General features: G+C 73.7%; 16 protein-coding genes. 7 read left to right on the top strand and 9 right to left on the bottom strand.

What is annotated here, in order from left to right; translation table 11 throughout:
* Positions 1-22: 22 nt before the first annotated feature.
* A complete protein-coding gene (locus ACZ6NC_RS28585) occupies positions 23-1168 on the bottom strand; it encodes a serine hydrolase domain-containing protein (protein WP_465736636.1) in 1146 nt (381 codons plus the stop codon).
* Positions 1169-1349: 181 nt separating this feature from the next.
* On the opposite strand from ACZ6NC_RS28585, the gene ACZ6NC_RS28580 reads away from it, so the two are divergent.
* The gene (locus ACZ6NC_RS28580; RefSeq protein ID WP_465736635.1) at positions 1350-2582 is read left to right on the top strand and encodes a sensor histidine kinase; all 1233 of its coding nucleotides are present in this window, start codon (positions 1350-1352) and stop codon (positions 2580-2582) included.
* Positions 2579-3319, top strand: a complete 741-nt coding sequence (locus ACZ6NC_RS28575) for a response regulator transcription factor (RefSeq protein ID WP_465736634.1) — start codon at positions 2579-2581, stop codon at positions 3317-3319. Before ACZ6NC_RS28580 ends, ACZ6NC_RS28575 begins: the two co-directional genes overlap by 4 nt.
* Before the next feature lie 30 nt (positions 3320-3349).
* Here ACZ6NC_RS28575 and ACZ6NC_RS28570 read toward each other — a convergent pair whose 3' ends face one another.
* Positions 3350-4177 (bottom strand): alpha/beta fold hydrolase, encoded by an 828-nt coding sequence (locus tag ACZ6NC_RS28570; RefSeq protein ID WP_465736633.1) that lies wholly within the window; start codon positions 4175-4177, stop codon positions 3350-3352.
* Between the two features lie 203 nt (positions 4178-4380).
* Positions 4381-6855, bottom strand: coding sequence for an ATP-binding SpoIIE family protein phosphatase (locus ACZ6NC_RS28565; RefSeq protein ID WP_465736632.1), 2475 nt, complete (start codon positions 6853-6855; stop codon positions 4381-4383).
* Between the two features lie 278 nt (positions 6856-7133).
* Between ACZ6NC_RS28565 and ACZ6NC_RS28560 the strand changes: the two genes are divergently transcribed.
* On the top strand, positions 7134-8093 hold the full coding sequence (locus ACZ6NC_RS28560; protein WP_465736631.1) for an AurF N-oxygenase family protein: 960 nt from the start codon (positions 7134-7136) through the stop codon (positions 8091-8093).
* A gap of 46 nt (positions 8094-8139) precedes the next feature.
* Positions 8140-9747: an FAD-dependent oxidoreductase gene (locus tag ACZ6NC_RS28555; protein WP_465736630.1), complete on the top strand. Its 1608-nt coding sequence runs from the start codon at positions 8140-8142 to the stop codon at positions 9745-9747.
* A gap of 184 nt (positions 9748-9931) precedes the next feature.
* On the opposite strand, the gene ACZ6NC_RS28550 is transcribed toward ACZ6NC_RS28555, so the two are convergent.
* Positions 9932-11059, bottom strand: coding sequence for a PucR family transcriptional regulator (locus ACZ6NC_RS28550; protein WP_465736629.1), 1128 nt, complete (start codon positions 11057-11059; stop codon positions 9932-9934).
* A gap of 81 nt (positions 11060-11140) precedes the next feature.
* On the opposite strand from ACZ6NC_RS28550, the gene ACZ6NC_RS28545 reads away from it, so the two are divergent.
* On the top strand, positions 11141-11428 hold the full coding sequence (locus ACZ6NC_RS28545) for a DUF4291 family protein (RefSeq protein WP_465736628.1): 288 nt from the start codon (positions 11141-11143) through the stop codon (positions 11426-11428).
* On the opposite strand, the gene ACZ6NC_RS28540 is transcribed toward ACZ6NC_RS28545, so the two are convergent.
* The 4 genes from ACZ6NC_RS28540 to ACZ6NC_RS28525 all read right to left on the bottom strand — a co-directional run bounded on the left by ACZ6NC_RS28540 (position 11409) and on the right by ACZ6NC_RS28525 (position 14890).
* Positions 11409-12356: a GNAT family N-acetyltransferase gene (locus tag ACZ6NC_RS28540; RefSeq protein ID WP_465736627.1), complete on the bottom strand. Its 948-nt coding sequence runs from the start codon at positions 12354-12356 to the stop codon at positions 11409-11411. The genes ACZ6NC_RS28545 and ACZ6NC_RS28540 overlap by 20 nt on opposite strands.
* 216 nt (positions 12357-12572) lie before the next feature.
* Complete coding sequence (locus tag ACZ6NC_RS28535; RefSeq protein WP_465736626.1) at positions 12573-13007, bottom strand: SgcJ/EcaC family oxidoreductase; 435 nt, start codon at positions 13005-13007, stop codon at positions 12573-12575.
* 78 nt (positions 13008-13085) lie between these two features.
* Positions 13086-14291, bottom strand: coding sequence for an MFS transporter (locus ACZ6NC_RS28530; RefSeq protein ID WP_465736625.1), 1206 nt, complete (start codon positions 14289-14291; stop codon positions 13086-13088).
* A gap of 167 nt (positions 14292-14458) precedes the next feature.
* On the bottom strand, positions 14459-14890 hold the full coding sequence (locus tag ACZ6NC_RS28525) for a helix-turn-helix domain-containing protein (RefSeq protein ID WP_465736688.1): 432 nt from the start codon (positions 14888-14890) through the stop codon (positions 14459-14461).
* 245 nt (positions 14891-15135) lie between these two features.
* Between ACZ6NC_RS28525 and ACZ6NC_RS28520 the strand changes: the two genes are divergently transcribed.
* On the top strand, positions 15136-16389 hold the full coding sequence (locus tag ACZ6NC_RS28520) for a sensor histidine kinase (protein ID WP_465736624.1): 1254 nt from the start codon (positions 15136-15138) through the stop codon (positions 16387-16389).
* A gap of 65 nt (positions 16390-16454) precedes the next feature.
* Positions 16455-17099, top strand: coding sequence for a response regulator (locus ACZ6NC_RS28515; RefSeq protein ID WP_465736687.1), 645 nt, complete (start codon positions 16455-16457; stop codon positions 17097-17099).
* Between the two features lie 6 nt (positions 17100-17105).
* Here the strand turns inward: ACZ6NC_RS28515 and ACZ6NC_RS28510 are convergent, their stop codons facing one another.
* Positions 17106-17894 carry a hypothetical protein gene (locus tag ACZ6NC_RS28510; RefSeq protein ID WP_465736623.1) on the bottom strand — a complete coding sequence of 263 codons (789 nt, stop codon included), beginning with the start codon at positions 17892-17894 and terminating at the stop codon, positions 17106-17108.
* Positions 17895-18123: the final 229 nt, after the last annotated feature.

Raw genomic sequence — 18123 nt, 5'->3', positions numbered from 1 at the left:
CGGCCCTCGTGCGGCGCGTGGTTCAGCGACAGAGGGCCGTGTCCACGACCTTCTCCAGGTGCTTCGTGACCGCGTAGTCGTCCGGGATGCTGGTCACCGCGATGTTGGCGGCTCGGCCGTCGTCGGTGACCCCGCCCCGGGTCTCGTAGCCCGCGAGGTCGCCGCCGTGGCCCCAGTAGACGCCGCCGCACGACAGTGGCCTGCTCATGATCCCCAGCCCGTAGCCGGCGCCGGTGTCCCCGACGGGGACGGTGGTGCGCATCTGGGCGAGCTGGGCGTCCGGGAGGAGCTCGCCGGCCAGGAGTGCGCTGAAGAACCGGTTGACGTCGGAGTTGGTGGAGGTCATCTGACCGGCCGCCCAGCCCACGGAGGGGTCGATCTCCGTGTAGTCGCGCAGCGGTGCGTCCGCTGAATCCCTCTGGTAGCCCTTGGGGTGGGCTTCCCGGATGGTCATGTCACCGGGGGCGGGGAAGTAGGTGTGCCGCAGCCCGATGCGCTGGACGATGCGCCGGTCCACCTCCTCGGCGAGTGGCCGGCCGGTGACCTTCTGGACGATCAGGCCGGCCACCACGTAGTTCGTGTTGCTGTAGGCCCAACTCGTCCCGGGGGCGAAGGCGGCCTTCTGCCGGAACGCGATGTCCAGGAGGTCCCGGGGTTCGAAGTACCGGTGCTGACGGATGTCCTCGTCCACGAGGCTCTCGTAGTCGGGAAGTCCGGCGGTGTGCTGGAGGAGCTGACGGACGGTGATGTGGCCTCCGTCGATCCCCTCCCCCCGGACGATGCCGGGCAGGTAGGTGTCGACCGTGGCGTCGAGGTCGATCTTCCCCTCACCGACCAGTTGCAGCACGACGACCGCGGTGAACGTCTTGGTGTTGCTGCCGATCCGCACCTGGCCGTCCCTGGGCACCTTCGAGCCGGTGGCCAGGTCGCCAACCCCCGCGGTGTAGGTGCGGGTCCGGCCTTCGAGGTCCTTGACGCTCGCCAGCGCGGCGGGCAGGCCGTCGTCCTGCACCAGCGCGGTCAGGCCCTGCTGGACGGTGTCCGGCCTGGACGCGGCGGACGCGGCGGGCGGTGCCAGGGCGCCCGCCGTCATGACGGCGACGGCCACCGCGGCCGCTGCCGCCACGGCACGTCGCCGGCCGGCCCGCTGCCGTCGGGGGATTGACATGTGGGACGTCCGCTCACGCATGGGTCAACTCCTGGGGAATCGTGTGGAAGCCGGCGGCGTCGGCCGGGCAGGACACGATCCTGGAGCCGGGGGCCCCGGACGCACATCGCGGAAAGGCGGGAGAAACCGCTCCCTCGATCGGGGGAGGCCGCCCGTGACCCGCGCGGCCATACTGGCGATCATGATCAGGGGAATCCGGCCGCTGTTGCGCGGCTCCACGTACACGGGTGTGCTGTTCGCCTACTGCGGCGCGTTGGCGAGCCTTCCGCTGCTGCCCTTCGCGCTCGTGCCGGCGCTGATGTGGCGGTCCGGTCCGGAGGTGGTGCAGTTCCTCCTGGTCCTGCTGGTCTGGGCGGCACTGACCGCTGCGGTCGGGTTGGCCCGCACCTCTCGGCGGGTGCTGGTCGTGTCCGCCCGCCGGCTGCTGGGGGTGCCGCTGCCGGCCCCGGCGGCGGCCGCGGCGGCCCCGGCCGACCGCTGGCGGACCCCCCTCTGGCTGCTACTGCACGTGGCACTGGGGTGGACGGGGGCGCTGCTGGGTGGTCTGCTGCTCGTCCTGGGCCTGAGCCTCCCGGGGGGCTGGCTCCGTGGCGAGGTGCGGCTGAGCCTGTTCGACTGGTCGGTGCGGGCGGAGGGCGGCTGGCAGAGCTGGGTCATGGCGCTCGGGTGCCTGCTGATGGCGGCGGCGGTCTGCGTGGGGGTGACGTACGCCCTGCGGTGGCTGGCGCCGCGGCTGCTGGGGCCGTCGGCGGCCGAACGGCTCGCGCTGGCGGCCGAGCGGGAACTGCTGCTGGCCGAACGCAACCGGCTGGCCCACGAGTTGCACGACTCGATCGGGCACACGCTGACGGCGGCCACGATCCAGGCCGCGGTGGCGGGCGAGGTGCTCTCCGCGGACCCCGCGGCGGCGCGGGCCGCCATGCGCAGCATCGAGGAGTCGGCCCGGGCCGCGCTGGAGGACCTGGACTACGTGCTGGGCGTGCTGCGCGAGGAGGAGGCGGGGACGGCGCCGGCCCGGACCCTGGCCGACCTGCCCGAGCTGCTGGACCGGCTGCGGCACGCGGGTGCGGTGGTGGAGCCGGAGCTGTCGGGTGAGTTGGCGCAGGTGCAGGGGACGCTCTCGCGGGCGGCGTACCGGATCCTGCAGGAGGGGCTGACGAACGCGCTGCGGCACGGGGCGGGCGGCCCGATCGAGGTCCGGGTGGCGGCCGGGCCGGACGGCCTGGAACTCGCTGTGGTCAACCGGACCGGTGCGGGGGCGGGCGCGGGCCGGGGGGCGTTCCCGACGTCCGGGCACGGTCTGCCCGGGCTGGCCGAGCGGGTGCGGCTGCTGCACGGTGAGATCGAGGTCGGTCCGGACGGGCCGCAGCGGTGGCGGCTGGCGGTCCGGCTGCCGGTGCGGTTGTCGGCATGACCGGCCCTGACGCGGGCCCGGACGCGAGTCCTGACGCAGGTCGGGACGCCGGCCCTGCCGGTACCCCCGGTACCCCCGGGACCCCCGTCACGCTCCTGATCGCCGACGACGACGAGGTGACCCGCAGCGGTCTGCGCCTGCTGCTCTCGGCACAGCCGGGGATCGCGGTGGTCGGGGAGGCCGCCGACGGTGTCGAGGCGGTCGAGCAGGCGCTGCGGCTGCGGCCGGACGTGGTCCTGATGGATGTCCGGATGCCGCGGCGCAACGGGATCGAGGCCACCCGGCACCTGCTCGCCGGGACGGCCGAACCGCCGAAGGTCGTGGTGATCACCACCTTCGAGAACGACGGCTACGTCACCGCCGCGCTCAGCGCGGGGGCCAGCGGGTTCGTGCTCAAGCGGCGGCCGGTCCGGGAGGTCGCGGAGGCGGTGCGGGTGGCGGCGGCCGGGGAGGCGATCCTGTTCCCGGCGGCGCTTCGCCGGATGGTCTCCGCCCGCCCGCTGGACTCCGCCGAGGCCCTGCCGAAGGCCGCACTGACCGCCCGGGAGGAGGGGGTGCTGCGGCTGATGGCCACCGGCCTGTCCAACCCGGAGATCGCGGACTCGCTCACGGTGAGCCTGGAGACGGTGAAGACGCACGTCGGGAACGTGCTGACCAAGCTCGGCGCGCAGAACCGGACCCACGCGGTGGTGATCGCGTACGAGTCCGGCCTGGTGGTGCCGGGGTTCGCCGGCTGACGGACGGACGGCCGACCCCGGCCGGGGCCCTCAGCCCAGGAACGCCGCCGTGGTCGCGACGAACCGCCCGGCGTCGTCCACCCAGGGGTTGTGGCCCGCGCCGGGCTGCTCGACGTACGTGGCGTCGGGGAACAGGGCGGCGAACTCGGCCACCGCCGGCGGCGGGCTGTTGAGGTCGAACTCCCCGGCGAGCACGAGGACGTTGCCCTTCCAGACGGCGAGCGCCGCACGGGTGGCCTCCGGGTCGAAGGCGCCGTCGGCGCCGAAGAGCCGGACCGCCTCCGGGTTGGTCGGAACGGTCGTCGGCTGGTGGCTCTGCGCGGCGGCGTCCCAGCGACCGTAGGCGAAGGGGGCGATGGCCTCCCAGTCGCTGCCCGTGCCCGCGGCGATCTCCTGCAACGCGGCGGACGCGGCCGGGAACCAGGGCTCGCTCGCCCGGAGCCCGGCGATCTCCTGCCGCGTTCCGCCGCTGATCGCGATGCCGACGGCCCGGGTGCTGGGGGTGATCAGGGCGAGCCGGCCGACGCGCTCCGGGTGCCGGGCCACGTACTGGGCCGCCAGGTTGGCGCCGGCGCAGTGGGCGAGCAGGTCGATCCGTTCGAGCCCGAGGTGGGCGCGGAGCGCCTCGACGTCCGCGACCATGTGATCGCAGCGGTAGGAGGCGGTGTCGGCCGGGATCGCGGACCGGCCGGTGCCGCGCGGGTCCAGCACGATCAGCCGGCGGTGCGCGGACAGGCCGCCGAGCTCGCCGAGGTAGGCGGAGTCCGTGGGGCCGCCGGGGAGGCAGACGAGCGGCTCGCCCTCGCCGTGGACACGGTAGGAGAGCAGGGTGCCGTCGGGCGCGGAGAAGGTGGGCATGGCGTGGATCATGTCAGCGGACTCCCCGGCCGGACAAGCGGAATCCCGCCGGCGCGACCGACCTGGGCCGTGCCCGTCGAGAAATCACCGCCAGTGCCGCCCGGAAGTCCGGTACCGGCGCCTCGGGAAAGTGCGACGACCGGCCGGCGTCCCGGTTGTCGAACCGGATCACCTGCACGCCGCGGCCGGGCGGTTCGGGATCTTCAGGGCAGCTCCTGCTCCGCCCAGATGGTCTTGCCCTGGCGGGTGTAGCGGCTGCCCCAGCGGCTGGTGAGCTGGGCGACCAGGTAGAGGCCGCGGCCGCCCTCGTCGGTGAGGCGGGCGCGGCGCATACGGGGTTGGGTGGCGCTGGGGTCGGAGACCTCGCAGGTCAGGCGCTCGGCGCGGATGAGGCGGACCTCGACCGGGCCGCCGGCGTAGCGGATCGCGTTGGTGACCAGCTCGCTGAGCACCAGTTCGGTGGTGAACACCAGATCCTCCAGCCCCCAGGCGCGCAGCCGCTCCGTCGCCCGCTCGCGGACCAGGGCGACGGCGGCCGGGTCGGCGTCCACCGGCCAGGCGGCGGTGGCCTCCGCCGGCACCGCGCGGGTGCGGGCCAGGAGCAGGGTGACGTCGTCGGCGCGCGCGTTCGCGGGGCGGTCGGCGACGAGGGTCCGGCCGAGTTCGGGCAGTGGCGCGGTGATGACGCCGGGGAGGGTGAGGCGGCGGCGCAGTTCGGCCATGCCCTCGTCGAGGTCGCCGCCGCGGCCGTGGATCAGACCGTTGGTGTAGAGCGCGAGGATGCTGCCGGGGGCCAGTTCGACCTCCGTCACCTCGAACGGCAGGCCGCCGACGCCCAGGGGTGGGCCCGGCTGCACGGCCACGTACTCGACGGTGCCGTCCGGGGCGGCGACGGCGGGCGGCGGGTGACCGGCGGAGGCGATCGCGCACCGCCGCGACACCGGGTCGTAGACCGCGTACACGCAGGTCGCGCCGGAGGCGACGGCGTGGCGGCGGGCGGGCCACCCCTCGTCGTCCGGCCGTCCGTCCGGCCGACGGCCCGGTCTCTCGTCCGGCGTTTCGTCCGGGCTCCCGTCCAGTTCGTCGTCCGCCTCCTCGTCGGGTTCGTCGGCCTCGACCAGCAGGCGGGAGACCAGGTCGTCCAGGTGGACGAGCAGCTCGTCCGGCTCCAGGTCCAGGTCGGCGAGGGTGCGGACAGCGGTGCGCAGGCGCCCCATGGTGGCGCTGGCCTCCAGCCCGTGGCCGACGACGTCCCCGGTGACCAGTGCGACCCGGGCGGAGGAGAGCGGGATCACGTCGAACCAGTCGCCGCCGATGCCGGTGGCGGTGTCGGTGGGCAGGTAGACGCTGGCGGTGCTGACGGCGGCGGTCTCGGCCTGCGACGGCGGCAGCAGGCTGCGCTGGAGGCCGACTGCGGCGCGGCGCTCGCGGGTGTAGCGGCGGGCGTTGTCCAGGGCGAGGGCGGCGCGGGCGGCGATCTCGCGCAGGAGGTCCAGGTCGGCCGGCTCGTACGGCGGGCGGTGCGGGGCGCGCCGGACGGTCACCCGGCCGAGCAGGGCGCCGCGGGCCCGGAGCGGGGCCGTCATGGCGGCGGGCGAGAGGGTGGGGGATTCGGTGGCGGGGTCGCCGGTGCCACGCGGGTCGGGCTGCTCGACCGGGTCGGCTTGCCCAGGCAGGTCGGACGGGTCGGGCTGCTCGGACGGGTCGGGCGCGACGTCCTCGGGCCCGGTGGCGACGGCGGTCCGGCGGAGCGCCAGCCGGCCGTCCCGGTCGGGTGCCGGCTCCTCACCACTGAACACGGCTTCGGCGATCTCGACCACGGCCAGGTCGGCCAGCCCGGGCGCGAGGACGGCGGCGAGCTCCTCGGCGGTGCCGGTCACGGAGAGCGATCCACCGACGGCCGCGGTGGCGCGGTGCAGTACGGCCAGGCGTTCGCCCGAGTGGTGGAGTTCGGTGACGTCGGTGAACAGTGCGGTGACGCCGATCGCGTGCCCGTCGGGGGCCTGCAGCCGGAAGGCGGAAACCGCCATCACCACGCCGGTGCCCGGGTCCTCGATCGTCCGGACCACCTCCTCGGCCAGTACCAGCGGATGGCCGGTCTCCAGCACCTCGTGGAGGTGGCGTTCGACCGTCGCGGCGTCGTCGGGCTGGAGGAAGTCGCCCAAGCGGTGGCCGTTCAGGTTCGGCGGGAGGCCGGTGTAGGGGAGCAGGTGGGTGTTGGTCCTGACCAGCCGCAGCCGCTCGTCGAAGACGGCGAGGCCGACCCGGTCCTGGAGGAAGAGCTCCTGGGTGAAGGCCTGGTCCTGCCGCCACTGGGCGACCAGGCCGGCGGGGGCGGCGAGCACGAAGTACCGGGAAGCGCCGTTTTCGCCGGCGTCGCCGTTCGGGCCGGTTCCGCCGTTCGCGAGCGGCAGCACCTGGAAGACGATCCGCAGCTCCTCGCCCCGCCCCGACCGCACCACGGCCCGCCCGGACCAGGCGTCCGCCGTCCGCTCCGCCAGCAGCGCGGGCCAGGTCGCCGGGTCGGCGAGCAGCTCCCGGGCGGGCCGGCCGCAGACCTGGTCGGCGCGGAGGGTGAGCAGCTGCTCGGCCGCCGGCGTCCAGCGGGTGATCCTGCCGTCCGCGTCGAGCAGGGCCCCGGCCGCGCTGTCGACGAAGGGGAACCGCCGGCTGTCCATGAGCGCACCTCGGATGTGTTCTCGCCGCCTCGGCCGTCGGCGGGCCTCTCACGTCCGCCCCCGCCATCATGCCTCGGCCGTCATGACTCGGCCGGGCAGGGCCGTCGGCGCGGGCGGGTGCGAGGGGTGTGCGGCGTGCGGGTGCGGCGCGGGGGCCGTGCAGGCAGCGTGCGAGGGGCGTGCGCGAGGGCTTCTCGCCATGGAGCTCTTATTGTACTCTCCGTCTAATAAGCGGGGTCGGCGGGAGCCCCGCGCAGGGCACGCACCTGGAGGCAGCCATGGCTCGGACCGGCGCGACCGGCACGGCGACAGGAACCCACGGCCACCACAAGGCCCGCGGCACCAAGGTCCACGGCCACAGCGCGGCCGACGACAACGTCTCGAAGCGGCTGCTCGACTCGGCCGCGGCCCTCTCCTACGACCCGGCGACCGAGATCGACTGGGACGCCCCGCTCCCCGCGGGCGAGTACGGGCTCAACCCCGAGTGGAGCACCCTCCACGGCACCCGGCTCTGGGACGAGATGACCGAGGAGCAGCGGGTCACCCTGACCCGGCACGAGGTCTGCTCGATCATGACCACCGGCATCTGGTTCGAGATGATCCTGCAGCAGATGGTGCTGCGCGACCAGTACCTGAAGAACCCGGCCGACGCCGAGTTCCGCTTCGCCCTCACCGAGATCGCCGACGAGTGCCGGCACTCGATCATGTTCGCCCGCGCCTGCGAGAAGATGGGCGTCCCGCAGTACCGGCCGAACAGCGTGATCGCGCAGGCCGGCCGCCTCTTCAAGGCCACCGCCCGGGGCGAACTCGCCTACGGCGGCATCCTGGTGGCCGAGGAGGTGCTCGACGTCATGCAGCGCGACTGGATGCGCGGCGAGAACGTCCTCGACATCGTCCGCGGCACCTCCCGGATCCACGTGGTCGAGGAGTCCCGGCACATGAAGTTCGCCCGGCAGCAGATCCGCGAACGGATGCGCCACGCCTCGCCCGCGCGCCGGAGGGCCGCCGCCACCGGCATCGCCGCCGGCGCCTTCGTCATCGTCAGCAGCATGGTCCACCCCGGCGTCTACACGGCCGCCGGCCTCGACCGCGAGCGGGCGGTCGCCGAGGTGCGCGCCAACGAGCACCGCAAGGCGATGATGCGCACCAGCTCGCGGCACCTGATGGCCTTCCTCGGCGAGAGCGGCCTGCTCACCAAGGCCTCAGCGGCGGTCTACCGCCGCGTCCACATGCTCTGACCTGCCCCTGACCGAACCCCCACGCAGCGAGGACCCCACCCCGGCCATGGCCTACGCGATCACCCAGACCTGCTGCAACGACGCCTCCTGCGTCTCCGTCTGCCCGGTCAACTGCATCCACCCCACCCCCGGGGAGCCGGGCTTCGGCAGTACCGACATGCTGTACATCGACCCGGCCGCCTGCATCGACTGCGGCGCCTGCGCCGACGCCTGCCCGGTCGACGCCGTCCACCCCGTCGACCGGCTCGCCGGGCCCGACGCCGTCTTCGGCGACCTCAACCGCGACTACTTCCGCGACCACCCCAGCGACCACGCCTGGGACGCGCCCACCTTCCCCCGCAGCCTGCCGAACGGCCTCGGCGCGCTGCGCATCGCCATCGTCGGCACCGGCCCCTCGGCGAGCTACACCGCCCAGTCGCTGCTGCGCACCACCGGCGCCGAGATCACCATGATCGACCGCCTGCCGGTCGCCGGCGGCCTGCTGCGGCACGGTGTCGCCCCCGACCACCAGGCCACCAAGCGGATCGCCGAGAGCTTCGCGTCCGTCTTCCACCACCCGCGCCTGACCGTCCACCTCAACGTCGAGATCGGCCGCGACCTCAGCCACGCCGAACTCGCCGCCCACCACCACGCGGTGGTCTACGCCGTCGGCGCCGCCGCCGACCGCCGGCTCGGCCTCCCCGGCGAGGACCTCCCCGGCAGCCTGCCCGCCACCACCCTCGTCGGCTGGTACAACGCCCACCCCACCGTGCCCGCCGACGCCGTCGACCTCACCGCCGAACGCGTCGTCGTCATCGGCAACGGCAACGTCGCCGTCGACGTCGCCCGGATCCTCCTCCTCGACCCCGACGCCCTCGCCGCCACCGACATCGCCGACCACGCGCTCGCCGCCCTGCGCGGCAGCCGGGTGCGCGAGGTGGTGCTGCTCGCCCGGCGCGGACCGGAGGAAGCGGCCTGGACCCGGCCCGAGTTCCTCGCCCTCCGGCACCTCCCCGGCGTCGAGCTGGTCGTCGAGGACCACCCGGACGTCCGGGCCGCCATCGCCGCCGCCGCACCCGGCTCCAAGGCCGCGCTGCTCGCCGGACTTCCCCTGGAGACCACCGACACCGGACGGCCGCCGCGCCCCGGCCGGCGGATCGTGCTGCGCTTCCTCGCCACGCCCACCGCGCTGGCCGGCGAGGACCGGGTGACGGGCGTCGAGGCGGGCGGGTCCACGATCGCCGCGGGCCTGGTCGTGCGGTCCATCGGCTACCGCGGTGTGCCCGTCCCCGGCCTGCCCTTCGACGAGGACGCCGCAGCCGTCCCGAGCCGCGGCAGCCGCGTCCTCGACCCTTCCACCGGCCGTCCACTGCCCGGCACCTACGTCGTCGGCTGGGCCAAACGCGGCCCCTCCGGCGGCATCGGCGCCAACCGCGCCTGCGCCCAGGAGACCGTCGACGCCTTCCTCGACGACGCCACCGCCGGCACCCTCCCCGACCCCACCGGCACCGCCAGGGACTTCGCCCGCCTCGTGCGCACCCGCCGCCCGGACGCGATCGGTCTCAGGCAGCTCCGTGCCATCGACCGCACCGAACGCACCCTCGGCGCGGCCGCCGGCCGACCCCGCGTCAAGTACGCCACCGTGGCCGACCTGCTGGCGGCGGCCCGCCGCTGAGCGCCGCCCGCCGCCCGATCCCCGTCCCGCCCCCGGACACCACCGCAGTCCGCTGCCGTTCCATCGCGCCCCCTCGGCCCGTTTGTCGTGCCCGAGATGCTGCCGAAGGGTAACTTCTTGCCGGGGGAGGGCGCGGGGCCGGCGCCAGGCCTCCTTCACCTCCGCCCACCGGCGGAACCGCCGGTCAGAGCGCCTGTTCGGGCCAGTTCAGCAGCCGGGCGCCCATCGCGGCGGTCTCCAGGGTGTACCGGTGCAGGGCGTCCGCCGTGTCGTAGCCGGTCAGCGCCCGGATCCGCTCCAGCCGGTAGCCGAGCGTCCGCACACTCAGGCCCAGCCGGCGGGCGGCCTCCGCGTTCACGTACCCGGTCTCGGCCTGCACCGCGAGGGTGTCCAGCAGCGGCCGCGCCCCGCCCCGGGCCGAGGTCAGCGGGCCGAGCACGCTGCGCACCAGGTCGGCCATGGCCGCCCGGTCGCGCATCAGGACCGGGAAGACCAGCAGCTCCTCCGCCTTCAACTGCCGGGCGGGCAAGGCGAGCCGCTCCGCGCAGTCCAGCGCGCCGAGCGCCTCCTCGTAGCTGCGGGCCACGCCGCCCGCGCCCGAGTGCCGGCGGCCGGTCGCCACCCGCAGCACCGGCCGGTAGCCGGGGCCGGGGCGCAGCGACAGCTCGGCGAAGGCCTCCAGGACGGCGCGGTCGTTGTCGGTCGCGATGCAGACCAGCCGGCCGTCCTTGCTCGCCAGCAGCACGTCCCGCTCGCCGAACCGGCCGACCAGCTCCCGTTCCACCCGGTGCACCAGCGGGTGGACGTCCGCGTACGGCTCGTCGCCGACCGCCACGGCGACGGTGTACCCGCCGGCCAGCCGCAGCCCGAACCGCTCGGCGTGCTCGGCGAGCAGGCCGAGGTCGCTGCGCCCGTACAGCAGGTCGTCGATGAACTCCCGGCGGGCGGCCTCCTCCTGGCGGGCGGCCGTCCGCTGCGCCCGCTCGTGCCCCTCGCCCAGTGCGGCGAGCGCGGCCTCGGTGGCGGCCAGCACGGCGTCACCGGTGCGGCGCAGCTCGGTGACGCTCACGGCGGCGGTGACCCCGGGCAGCGTCTGCCAGGCCTGCCGGGTGACGCCGAGGCAGTACGCGACCAGTTCGCGCAGCCCGTGTCCGGCCTCGGCGCCGCGCTCGCCGAGCGCCCGCAGGCTCTCCAGCTCGGCGCGGCGCAGCAGCCGCCCGGTGCGGGAGACGTCGTCGAGCAGGTCGAGGCAGTGAAGGCCCAGCTCGGCGGGTATGCCCCGATCGTTCTCCGGATCGTTCCCCGCTGTCATGCCGCCCGCCCCCGGTGATCACGTTGTACCGGGGGCGGACTTTATCGGACTCATGACGCCCTGGATCGGCCGGGAGGCGGCGTGCGCGGGCCGCTCCGGTGGGCCCGGCCGCCCCGTCCGCGCCGCAATCCGGCAGGGGGCGGCCGCGGCCCCGGAAAACCGTTCGCCTCGGCGTCGGCGATCCCGCTGATCCGCAGCTACGCCGAGGAGTGGATCACCGGGATCGCCGACCTCACCCCGCAGGTCCGGAAGATCGCCGCACTGGTGCAGGGCGGTCGGGCCGCCCAGGCCCAGCGCCTCCTCCCGCCCGAGCGGCCGTACCCGCTGGCGCCCGAGCTGGCCCGGCGTCTCACCCGCCCGGAGCGTTGAGCACCTTGCCGTAGACGGTCGAGCTGCGCCGCACGGTCATCCCCACCCGCTCGTACAGCGCCAGCGCGCCGGTCTCCGAGTGCGTCCACAGCGTGCACGCCGCCCGCCCGCGCCGGTGGAACGCGGCGAACGCCTCCCGCAGCAGCACCCGGGCGATCCCCCGGTCGCGGTGGTCCCGCCGCACGGCGACCCGCTCGACGTACCCCTCACCGGACGCCGGCACGTCCAGCGACAGCACCGCGCCGACCATCTCCCCGCCCGCGAACGCCACCGGCGAGAGCGCGGGCGCGAAGGCGTCCCGCTCGACCGTGTGCAGCGCCCACTCCTCGTACGGCTTCCGCCGCACCTGCCACTCGTCGAACGCGTCCTCGGTGAGCCGGTACGCGGCCCGCTCGTCCCCGGGCCGGAACGTCCGCACGGTGATCCCGGCCGGCGGAGCGGGCACGACCGGCTCGGCGGGCAGCGCGATCTCCAGCAGCCACTGCGTGACGAACGGCCCGTACCCGCGCGAGCGCAACAGCGCGTCGGCGGCGCGGTCGCCGTCCTGGACGGTCTGCGAGATCCGCTCGCCGCCCAGCTCCCGAGCCCGCGCCTCGGCCCAGTCCAGCAGCGCCCCGCCCAACCCCCAGCCCCGGTGGGCCGGGTGGACGTCCACGGCGCTCCGCCGCCCGCCGTGCACCCAGGCCCGGGCGACGACCCCGCCGCCCGCGTCCAGCACCAGCAGCGTGTCGAGGGCAGGGTCGAGGCCGGGCAGCGCGAGGTCGGCGGCGACGCCGTCCGGGCCGTTCTCCGGGCTGCTGCCCGTGGTGACGCCGAGCAGGTCGCGTTCGCAGGCGGCGAGCAGCCGGTGGATCGCGTGCGCGTCGCCGACGGTCGCCGGTCGTGTTCGGTACCGGTCCGGGAGGGAGAGCTGAGAAACACGAGGCATGGCGCGACTCTGCGCCACCTGCCCCCCGTCTGTCGACCTACTTGCAGCCTCGGCCGGCGCCGCTGCGAGCGCACCGTGTTGCCCGACAGCTCCGTCAACGGCGTCGTTCAGTCATCCTTCTTGGCCCCCCAAGGACGTTCCGGCGGTTGACGAGGGCCGCCTCCTGGCACGATCGATGGATCGGAGGCGGCCCCCAGCCGCGGGACCGGTCGTCAGTCACCCTGCGGGCGGGGCATCGACCGCACTGTTCTGACCGGCCACGATCTTCCACCCGTCCACCTGCCGGGCGATCACGTAGAGCGTCGCCCCGTGGGCGCCCTCGACGGGGTTGCCGTCGGCATCGGTGGGTGTCTGCGCCACGTTCACCGCGATCACGTCCTCGGCGATGGCCAGCAGTTTGACGACGTCGTACCGCGCGTACGAGTCGCGCAGGAACCGGCGCATCGCCGGCCCGCTGAACTCGGTGATCGCGGCCCGCCCGTCGAGCCGCAGGCCCCGGGCGTTGGTCCAGGACGCCTGCTCGCCGAACTGCTCGCCCAGCGCCACGGCGTCCTTGGTGTTGAACGCCTTCTCCAGCGCCTTCACCACGCCAGTCACCGCGGCCCGGGTCTGCGCCGAAACTGCCCCCACCACCAGAACCTCGCCAGTCATGACCGGCCCCTTCCCCTTGATGGACAGCGGCGGTGATCACCGCCGAGACCCATTCCACAACTTGAAGTGGGGTTGAGGTCAAGCCCGGGCCGCACCGGAAGCCGGCCGGTCCGACCTCTCGCGCAGATCGGACAGTGACGGCACCGCCGCCGCCGCCCCCAGCGGGAACGCCACCGCCAGCGCGTACGCCCACCCGTACCCGGCCGCCCCGATCAGCGCGCCCACCGTCGGGGCGACGCATGCCGCCACCGCGTTCTGCACGGTGGTGTGCACCCCCAGCGCCCGGCCCGCCCAGGCCGAACCGGCGTACTCGGCCACGGCGGTGAACGACAGCCCGTTCGTGGAGACCGTCACCACGCCCGCCGCCATCAGTGCAACCACCGCCACCCCCGACCCGGCGAACGCGCCCGCCGCGAGCACCGCCAGCACCCCGGACGCCGTCCACGCGAGCCGCCGCATCGGGCCGACCCTGCTGCCGGCCACGTCCGACCAGCGCCCGGCCGCCAACCGTGCGCCCGCCCCGGCCACCTGGACGCAGGCCAGCAGCGGCCCGGCCGCCGACGGCGACCACCCGCGTTCGTCCACCAGGAAGACCAGTGCGAACACCGACACCGTGAACTGCGGCACCACCAGCAGCGTCGCCGCACCGTGCAGCCGCCACAACACCGGTGTCCGGTACGGGTTCTCGGCCTGTGCGCCGGCCCGGCCACCGGCCCGCGCCGGATCCCGCACCGCCACGACCACCAGCAGCGCCGCCCCCACACTCAGCCCGCCCAGCACCGCCAACGCCGTCGCCCGCCCGTGCGCCGCCAGCGGCGGCAGCAGCAGCGCCGCCACCGCGACCCCCAGCGGCAGCGACGTCTGCCGCAGCCCCATCGCCAGCCCGCGCTCCCGCGCCGGGAACCAGCCCAGGATCAGCCGCCCGCTCGACGCGTGCGCCGACGCCCCGGCCGCGCCCGCCAGCAGGAAACACACCCCCAGCCCGACCGTCCCGCGTACGGTCGTCGCCCCCAGCAGCACCAGCCCGCCCACCCCCAGCCCGGACGCCAGCACCCACCGCTCGCCCCAGCGATCCGCCGCCGCTCCCCACGCGGTGAGCGTCAGCACCAGCCCGACGGTCGGGCACGCGGCCAGCAGCCCGGCCTGCGAGAGTGACAGCCCGTCGTCGCGCAACGCCGGGATCAGGTACGGCAGCCCGAACTGGAACGCGCACCCGGAGGTCATCGCGAACATCCCGACGGCGAGTACGAGCCAGCGCCGGCGGTCGCCCTGTGAGTCGTCCATGCCGGGCAGCTCATCAGATGAACGAGAGATGCAGCAGGGGCGCTCACCTGGCGGACGGCGGCATGTACCACCCCTGAGGGCGACAGGTCGTCAGAGGTGGTGCAGCTCCGCGATCCGGACGATCCGGCCCCGGAGCCCTATCTCTGGCCCCAGCCGCAAAGTAGCGGTCAGGGATTCGCGATCACAGTGCTTTTGGGCTGACGGGGCACAGTCTTCTCACGGTCGAGGTGGCCGTAGACCGTGGAGCGGGGCACGCCGAAGAGGTCGGCGATCTGCTTGACGGTCTTGTCCCGGGCGTCGTAGAGCTGCTGGGCCAGCGCGGCCTGGTCGTCGGTGAGGCTGGGGCGTCGGCCGCCCTTGCGCCCGCGTGCCCGTGCGGCGGCCAGGCCGTCTATCGTGTTGGCCACGATCAGCTCGCGCTGGAGCTCAGCCAGTACCGACAGCATTCCGAACATGGCCCGGCCCTCCACCGTGGAGGTGTCGTTACCGGCACAGGAAGGCCAGGTCTGATCCGGCCGGTCCGGAGGTGGAACACCGCGACGCGGGTCTACGTCCGGGTGGGCCCGGGAACGACTCCTGGTGAGACTGATCGGCTTCATGCCGAGGCCCGGCTGCGCCGGCGGCGTACTCACTGCGCAGGTGGCCGAGCTGGGCGATGAGCAGGGCTGATGCCGGTCCGGCGCGGCCTGTAGATCCTCCGGCTGACTGACGCCGACGGGCGTCGGGAAAGCGTGGGGCACAGCGACATTATGCTGGGGGAATGGTTGGGTCGTTGCCTTTCGCGGTCGCGGGTCGGTGGCGGCCAAGAGCTGGGTTCATCGTTCGTGTCGGGCGTCGCACGCTCGTGGAGTCGCTGTATCTCCTCACCGCACCGTTGAGCGCCGCTGTCGGTCTGCTTCTGGCGGTCGGCAGCCTGTGCGTCGCCACGGTCGGTTCGTTGTTGCCGAGCGGGTCGCCCGTTGTGGCCCGGGCGCTGGCGCTGGCCCGGTGGCCTGGCGACCTGGAGTGGTGGCGGATGGGCAAGGTGCCTTCCCGGGCCAGCGGGGTACGGGGCACCGGCTGGCGGCCGAGGTCGAAGGAGATGGCGGACGCGGCCGACCCTGGGCTGTGGCTCGACCTGGCGCACGCGGTGTTGGTGCTTCCCGTCGTACTGGTCACCTCGGTGATGACGGGGCTGTGGTGGTTCGTGGGAGTCGCGACCGCCACGTACCCCCTGCGCAACCATGTCACGCCTGGGTCGCTGCGACCCATGACCCTGTACGCGGGCAGTGACCAGTCCCACATCGCCCTGAGCCTGGGATTGACGTCGCCGACCGAGCGGCTCGTCTTCGCGATCACGATCGCCGTGCTGCTGCTGTCCACCCTGCCGCTGGTGACCCGGGTTTGCGTCGCGGTCCAGGCCGGTCTCGGCAAGGCGCTGCTGTCCAACATGTCCGCGTTGCACCGCAGGATCAGCGGGCTGGAGCAGGAGCGCGACACCGCCCGTGCGCAGGCCGTCGCAGCGGTGACGGCCGAGGCTTCCGCCCTGCGTCGGCTCGAACGCGATATCCACGATGGCCCTCAACAGCATTTGGTTCGTCTGGCAATGGAGCTGGGCCGCGCCCAGCATCACTTCGGCCGCAATCCGGAACTCGTCCGGGCCGCGCTCGCCGACGCGGTCATCCAGACTCAGCAGGCGCTGGACGAGCTGCGGGCTCTATCGCGAGGCATCGCCCCGCCGATCCTCACCGACCGAGGGCTGCGGGAGGCACTCTCCGCCTTGGGCGCGCGCTGCATCGTCCCTGCCGAGCTCGACGCTGGTCCCATCAGCCGTCGGCTGGACGCCGCCATCGAGACGGCCGCGTATTTCGTGGTCGCCGAGGCGTTGACGAACGTGGCCAAGCACAGCCACGCCCGCCGGTGCACGGTTGGAATGCGCCACGCTGACGGACTCCTGCGGGTCTGGGTAACGGACGATGGGGTGGGTGGAGCGGCCTTGGCCAAGGGACACGGACTGCAGGGGCTGGCCGACCGGGTGCACGCGATCGGCGGCCGCCTGCGGGTCAGCAGTCCCGAGGACGGTCCGACCACGGTCACCGCGGAGCTGCCATGTCACTGATTTCGGACGAGACAACGCCTGAAGCACCTCTGGGAGCACAGCTGGCTCCCGGGGCCCGGGGACCGCTGCGGATCGTCGTCGCCGATGACGCCGTACTGCTGCGCGAGGGCCTGGTCCGCCTGCTCGCCGAGGACGGTCACGAGGTAGTGGCGGCGGTGGGTGACGGCCCTGCCTTGGTCGAGGCGGTGCGCGAGCACCGCCCGGACGTGTCCGTCGTCGATGTACGGATGCCGCCGACGCATACCGACGAGGGGCTGCGGGCGGCGGTCGCCGCCCGCATTCAGTTGCCCGGCTCCCCGATGCTGGTGCTCAGCCAGTACGTGGAGGTGTCGTATGCCGCCGACCTGATCGCGGACGGTTCCGGCGCCGTTGGCTATCTGCTGAAGGACCGGGTCGCCAGGGTCGAGGAGTTCCTGGACGCCCTGGACCGGGTCGCCCGCGGTGCGACCGTGCTTGACCCGCAGGTCGTCGCCCAGTTGCTGGCCGGAAAGCGCCGGGGCGACCCGCTGGGCGTGCTGACCACGCGTGAACGGCAACTGCTGGCGCTGATGGCCGAGGGATATTCCAACTCGGCCATTGCCCGGCGGCTGGTGCTCTCCAGCAGTGCGGTGGAAAAGCACATCGGCAATGTCTTTGCGAAGCTCGGCCTCCCGCCCGACGACGCCCAGCACCGCCGGGTACTCGCTGTCCTCGCCTACCTCAATACCTGACTCCCGTCACCATCCGCCTGTGAAGAAGGCAAGGAGCGCCGGCGCCGGGTCGGCTGCGGTGGATACGTTCGCCACGGCGAGAACGATGAAGGCCAATGACAACAGGGCCCACAGGAGACCGAGCGACCTGAATATGCGCCTGGCTCGCCTGTCGGACGCCTCGGTCCTGGCAAACCGCCTCCACGACACCACGCTCAGGCCGATGAGGACGACCGCCACCATCGGGGCAGCCACGGCTATCACCAGGTGGTACCGGGAGAAGTCACCGACCATCACCTCGACAGCAGGTGGAGTTCGGTTGCCGGCGTTCGGATAGTCGGCCAGATACCGCCTGACCTGACCGAGCGTATCGGCGAGCGCTCCGCGCGACGAGTGCATTGGTAGCATCGACAGCAGCGAGGAGAGCGGCGCTATCGCACCCTGGATGTTGGCCATGACCGCCGCCAACGAGATCAGTCCGAGAGCCGTGACAACGGCCCCAGCCGACGCGATGGCCGCCCGGCGTCCCGCTCCAAACCCGCCGGCCCGCACAAAGGCTTTCCAGAGCAGAACTCCGAGCGTAACCAGCACGGCCAGCAGGGTCGCAGCGATCACGGCCTTGACCACGTGGTAATGGAGCCAGTAATCAACAACCCTCTCCAAACCCGGGGAAAAGTTCCGGTCGCCGGAACTCCAGTAGCCAACGAACGACTCGGAGAAGCTATCGATGAGGTGACGCTGGTCACCGAAGCCGCCACCGGACATGCTCGACGCCAGCGGGCCGGGGGCGAAAACGAAAGCCGGGACGAGGGGCACAGCAAGAGCGACGAGCGCAGCGAATGCGCGACCAGGGACACCTGTGGATCGAGATTTTCCCTGCGTGCTGGTGGGCCGTGAGGTTATTGCCATGCGAACGACCATCTCGCACCGGCGCTCAGCCGGTCACTGCGGTCCGGCCCCCCCCCTTGGTGGGGCAGAGCACACCCCCAAGGGAGGGGAGAAAACCAAGGCCCGAGACACCCCCGAAAGACACCCCCGCTCCCCT

This window comes from Kitasatospora sp. NPDC041988 (assembly GCF_055588525.1).
This window is presented reverse-complemented; position numbering and strand designations above follow the sequence as displayed.

Bases quoted from the DNA above. Each gene is read 5' to 3' on its own strand.
- ACZ6NC_RS28530 (WP_465736625.1), bottom strand. From the start codon at position 14,291: ATGGACGACTCACAGGGCGACCGCCGGCGCTGGCTCGTACTCGCCGTC.
- ACZ6NC_RS28580 (WP_465736635.1), top strand. From the start codon at position 1,350: ATGATCAGGGGAATCCGGCCGCTGTTGCGCGGCTCCACGTACACGGGT.
- ACZ6NC_RS28565 (WP_465736632.1), bottom strand. From the start codon at position 6,855: ATGGACAGCCGGCGGTTCCCCTTCGTCGACAGCGCGGCCGGGGCCCTG.
- ACZ6NC_RS28570 (WP_465736633.1), bottom strand. From the start codon at position 4,177: ATGCCCACCTTCTCCGCGCCCGACGGCACCCTGCTCTCCTACCGTGTC.
- ACZ6NC_RS28575 (WP_465736634.1), top strand. From the start codon at position 2,579: ATGACCGGCCCTGACGCGGGCCCGGACGCGAGTCCTGACGCAGGTCGG.
- ACZ6NC_RS28585 (WP_465736636.1), bottom strand. From the start codon at position 1,168: ATGTCAATCCCCCGACGGCAGCGGGCCGGCCGGCGACGTGCCGTGGCG.
- ACZ6NC_RS28560 (WP_465736631.1), top strand. From the start codon at position 7,134: ATGGCTCGGACCGGCGCGACCGGCACGGCGACAGGAACCCACGGCCAC.
- ACZ6NC_RS28555 (WP_465736630.1), top strand. From the start codon at position 8,140: ATGGCCTACGCGATCACCCAGACCTGCTGCAACGACGCCTCCTGCGTC.
- ACZ6NC_RS28535 (WP_465736626.1), bottom strand. From the start codon at position 13,007: ATGACTGGCGAGGTTCTGGTGGTGGGGGCAGTTTCGGCGCAGACCCGG.
- ACZ6NC_RS28525 (WP_465736688.1), bottom strand. From the start codon at position 14,890: ATGAAGCCGATCAGTCTCACCAGGAGTCGTTCCCGGGCCCACCCGGAC.
- ACZ6NC_RS28540 (WP_465736627.1), bottom strand. From the start codon at position 12,356: ATGCCTCGTGTTTCTCAGCTCTCCCTCCCGGACCGGTACCGAACACGA.
- ACZ6NC_RS28550 (WP_465736629.1), bottom strand. From the start codon at position 11,059: ATGACAGCGGGGAACGATCCGGAGAACGATCGGGGCATACCCGCCGAG.